Genomic DNA, 4426 nt, shown 5'->3' on the forward strand with positions numbered 1-4426 from the left:
AGGGTTCGGCGGATGCCGCCCGGGGCTGGGCCGCGGCCTCTGCTTCCCCCCAAGGAAGCCGGCTGATAAAGCCATCGAGCCGCCGATGGGACCAAACGGCCGGCAGCGGCCCCCTTTGTCATCCCCTACGTTGGGATGTCGGGGAACAGCGCTTGCGCCTGGGGGCCAATGGGTCCGGCGCATACCGGCAGAGGGGTCCTTGTGCGCCGTGGCCTCTAGGCGCCCTGGATGCCGCGCCCTTCGTTGCGGGGATGCCATCGAAGCTCGCCCCTGGATGATCTCCAGAATTTACCCCGGAGCCTCAGGAGGTTCCCCATGTGCGGGATCGTCGGATATGTGGGGGGTCAGGACGCGGTGCCCATCCTGGTCGATGGCTTGAGACGCCTGGAGTATCGGGGCTACGACTCCGCCGGGCTGGTGGTGATCCAGCAGGGTCGTCTGGAGATCCGGCGGCGGGTTGGGAAGATCCGCCAGCTGATGGATCTGCTGGAGGCGGAGCCGGCCTCCGGGCCCATCGGGATGGGCCACACCCGCTGGGCCACCCACGGCGCCCCAGCGGATCATAATGCGCATCCCCATCGGGATTGCACTGGGCGCATCGCGGTGATCCACAACGGGATCGTGGAGAACTTCGCGGAGCTGCGCCAGGAACTGGAATCCCGCGGCCATCGGTTCACCTCCGAGACCGACACCGAGGTCATCGCCCACCTGATCGAAGAGCACCTTCGCGGCGGGGCCGACCTGGAGACCGCCGCCCGCCGGGCCTTTCAGGCTCTCCGGGGCGCCCACGCCATCGTGGCCCTCTCGGCGGACCATCCGGACCGCCTGCTCGCGGCGCGCATCGGCAATGCGGGGGGTGTGGTGATCGGCCTGGGGGAGGGGGAGACCTTCGTCGCCTCCGACATCCCGGCGATCCTGGAGCACACCCGCCGGGTGTTGTTCCTGGAGAACCGCCAGATGGCCGTCGTGCGCCGGGACGCCGTGCAGGTGATGACGTTAGACGGCCACCCGGTGACGCTCCCCGTCCACGTCATCCCGTGGGATCCGGTAGCCGCGGAGAGAGGGCCCTATCGGCACTTCATGCACAAGGAGATCCACGAGCAGCCCCGCGCGGTGACGGATACGCTCCGGGGGCGGGTGGACTTCGAGCGCGGGCGGGTGCTGCTGGAGGAGATCCCCCTCACGGCCCCGGAGGCGCGGCAGATCGAGCGCTTGGTCATCGTGGCCTGCGGCACCTCCTACTACGCCGGGCTGGTGGGCAAGTTCTACTTCGAGTCCCTGGCGCGCATCCCCACGGAGGTAGACTACGGGAGCGAGTTCCGGTATCGCGATCCGGTCCTAGGGAAAGGGACGGTCGTGCTGGCCATCTCGCAAAGCGGCGAGACCGTGGATACCCTGGCGGCGATGGAGCTGGCGCGGGAACGAGGGGCCCGGCTGTGGAGCATTGTGAACGCCATCGGATCTCAGGCGCACCGGATCGCCGACGCCTGCCTTCTGATGCACGCGGGCCCGGAGATCGGGGTAGCCTCCTCCAAGGCCTTCACGGCTTCCCTAGTGGACCAGTTGCTGCTCTCGTTGCGGCTGGCGGAGCTGCGGGGCACGATGGGCCCGGAGGCCATCCGGGAGCACGTTCGAGCCCTCGCCCGCCTCCCCGATCTCCTGGGTCAGGTCTTGGATCGGGAGGAGGCGGTGAAGCGAGTGGCCCAGGCGTTTTACCGGCATGAAAACTTTCTGTATCTGGGGCGAGGGCCGTTGTATCCGATCGCCCTCGAGGGGGCTTTGAAGCTCAAGGAGCTGAGCTACATCCATGCAGAGGGTTACCCAGCCGGGGAGATGAAGCACGGGCCCATCGCCCTGATCGACGAACGGATGCCCACGGTGGCCCTGGCGCTTCAGGATCCGGTGACGTATGAGAAAATGCTCAGCCAGATGGAACAGGTGCGGGCCCGGCGGGGGCAGGTGATCGCGCTGATCACCGAGGGAGATCGAACGGCCGCCGCTCGCGCCGATGTGGTCCTCGAGGCGCCGGCTGTCCCCCGATGGCTGGCGCCGATCGTGGCGGTGATCCCGTTGCAATTGCTGGCCTATCATATGGCGGTGTTGCGGGGATGCGATGTGGATCAGCCCCGAAACCTGGCCAAGAGCGTGACGGTGGAATGAGGCGCATGCCCATTTCTCCAGCATCCCGGCGGTGAGCCATGGGCCCGGGTCGTGAGCGGTGGTCCATTGTGATGATCGGCCCCTTCGGGTTGCGCGCCCGGGGGACGATGCGGGCGCGGGCGCTTCCGATGGCCCAGGCGCTGGCCCGCCGGGGTCATCCGGTGACCGTGATCCTGCCCCCCTGGCCGACCCAGGAGGAGGCGGGCCGATCGTGGGAGGAGGAGGGGGTGCGCATCCTCATCCTGCCAGCGCCCCATGGCCCGCCGTTCCATCTGCAGGTCGCCATCCGGATGGCGCGGGAGATCGTGGGACAGCGGCCAGACATCGTGCACGCCTTCAAGCCGAAGGCGTATCCGGGCTTCGTCCACTGGATCCTTCGGCATCTGCGCCGGGCGGGCGGCTTCCGGGGAGCCGTGGTGGTCGATACGGACGATTGGGAGGGGCCGGGGGGGTGGAACGATCGCCATCCCTATTCCCCATGGCAGCGCCGCCTCTTCGCGTGGCAAGAACGGTGGGGGATGACCCATGCCGATGCCCTTACGGTGGCCAGCCGGACTCTGGAGACCCTGGCCTGGGCGATGGGGATCCCGCCCCAGCGGGTGTTCTATCTCCCAAATGCCGCCTGGTTCGTAGGGCCGTCCCGCCCGTTGCCCGCTGCCCCCCCCACGGTCGTGCTTTACACCCGCTTTCTCGAGTTCCAGCTGGATCGCCTGATCCGGGTGATGGAAGCGCTTGCGCAACGTTCTTCTGCCCTGCGCTTTCTCTACGTGGGGCAGCCTCTGGGGAATGAGGAGGCGCGCTTTCGAGAGGCGGCGGCCCGGGCAGGCCTGCTTGATCGCATCGATTGGGAGGGATGGGTGGAGCCGGCGCGGCTCCCGCAGGTCCTGGGGCGCGGTCACCTCGCGCTCTATCTGATGGATGACGATCTGATCAACCGGGCCAAGTGCCCGATGAAGCTGATCGACCTGTTGGCAACTGGCCTGCCGGTGGTGGCCGATGCGGTCGGCCAGGTCCCTGAATATATTCGCCATGGAGAAACCGGGTGGCTGGTTCCGCCGGGAGAGGTGGGCGCGATGGTGGAAGCCGCGTGGAAGCTCCTGCAGGATCCGGAGGCCGCGTGGCGGATCGGCGAGAACGCGCGGCGGATGATCGATGTGGCCCATCGCTGGGCGCATCGACTCCCGGCCCTGGAGGCTGCGTATGCGGAAGCCCTCGCCCGCGCCAGTCGGTGACGCTCATCCGTTTCCCGGCCAATGCCGCGTGAAAACGAAAGGGGAAGGAGCAGGCGACAGGCCAGTGGGCACTGATCGTGTAATCGCCCGGATCTCCCGGATGTCTTCAGCGAGAGGACGCCCGTGGGCGGACGGAATCGGTGGTCCCGGATTGTGAACGCGCCAGCGGCGGTGCGGTGGGGGATGACGCTGCTCTGGATGGGGGTGATTTTCTTCCTCTCCTCCCAGCCGCATCTGCCGCGGGCGCCGGAGCTGTGGCTGGACACGCTGCTCAAGAAAACTGCTCACGGGCTGGAGTATGCGATCCTGGCGGTCCTGACGCGCTGGACCCTTCGAGGGCATGGCGTGGCCCATGCGGATCGCTGGGCCTGGGGGTGGGCGGTGCTGTATGCCCTCACCGATGAGGCCCATCAAGCGCTGGTCCCCGGCCGTCATCCAAGCGGCTGGGACGTGCTGGTCGATGGTCTGGGGGCGGCCATCGGGCTGTGGCTGGTGAAGGAGGGGCCAGAGATCCCATCGGATGGGGACGGTTCAGGCGCATACACCGCTAACTCGTAACGCGGTATGATCCATCGTCGGGAGGGGATGTGACCATGCCTCGGCTGAACCATGTGGCGATCGTGGTGGAGGATCTGGAAACGGCGCTTCCGTTCTTTCGGGATCTCCTGGGCCTGCCGCTGGATCGGGTGGCCGATGTGCCGGCAGAGGAAGTCCGGGTGGCCTTCTTCCCGATGGAAGGCGGGGAGATCGAACTGGTTCAACCGACGAATTCCGAATCCGGGGTGGCGCGCTTCCTGGCCCGTCGGGGGCCTGGGCTGCACCACATTTGCTTGGAGGTGGAGGACCTGGAGGGCGCGCTGGAGCGGCTGCGGGCGGCCGGTGTCCAATTGATCCACGAAGCTCCCCTGACAGGGCAGGGTGGGACCCGGTATGCGTTCATCCACCCGAAGAGCGCCTTCGGGGTGCTGGTGGAGCTCTATGAGCGACCCCGGGCGGGGTCCTGATCCGCCTTCCGGGTTCGGGTGGCGACGTCG

The 4426-nt window shown here is 67.6% G+C and carries 4 protein-coding genes; all 4 read left to right on the plus strand.

Features of this window, described 5'->3' with window-relative positions; genetic code table 11:
• Positions 1–315: 315 nt before the first annotated feature.
• Positions 316–2160 carry a glutamine--fructose-6-phosphate transaminase (isomerizing) gene (gene glmS / locus NZM16_RS13580; protein ID WP_295453638.1) on the plus strand — a complete coding sequence of 615 codons (1845 nt, stop codon included), beginning with the start codon at positions 316–318 and terminating at the stop codon, positions 2158–2160.
• Positions 2161–2198: 38 nt separating this feature from the next.
• Positions 2199–3392 carry a glycosyltransferase family 4 protein gene (locus NZM16_RS13585; protein WP_295453641.1) on the plus strand — a complete coding sequence of 398 codons (1194 nt, stop codon included), beginning with the start codon at positions 2199–2201 and terminating at the stop codon, positions 3390–3392.
• Positions 3393–3515: 123 nt separating this feature from the next.
• Positions 3516–3950 (plus strand): VanZ family protein, encoded by a 435-nt coding sequence (locus NZM16_RS13590; protein WP_295480886.1) that lies wholly within the window; start codon positions 3516–3518, stop codon positions 3948–3950.
• A 35-nt stretch (positions 3951–3985) separates the two neighbouring features.
• On the plus strand, positions 3986–4396 hold the full coding sequence (gene mce, locus NZM16_RS13595; RefSeq protein ID WP_295453646.1) for a methylmalonyl-CoA epimerase: 411 nt from the start codon (positions 3986–3988) through the stop codon (positions 4394–4396).
• Positions 4397–4426 lie beyond the last annotated feature (30 nt).

The sequence above is a fragment of the Thermoflexus sp. genome, assembly GCF_025055495.1.
Taxonomy (GTDB): Bacteria; Chloroflexota; Anaerolineae; order Thermoflexales; family Thermoflexaceae; genus Thermoflexus.

Coding starts and splice junctions, on each gene's coding strand:
- NZM16_RS13585 (WP_295453641.1), top strand. CDS start 2,199: ATGGGCCCGGGTCGTGAGCGGTGGTCCATTGTGATGATCGGCCCCTTC.
- glmS (WP_295453638.1), top strand. CDS start 316: ATGTGCGGGATCGTCGGATATGTGGGGGGTCAGGACGCGGTGCCCATC.
- mce (WP_295453646.1), top strand. CDS start 3,986: ATGCCTCGGCTGAACCATGTGGCGATCGTGGTGGAGGATCTGGAAACG.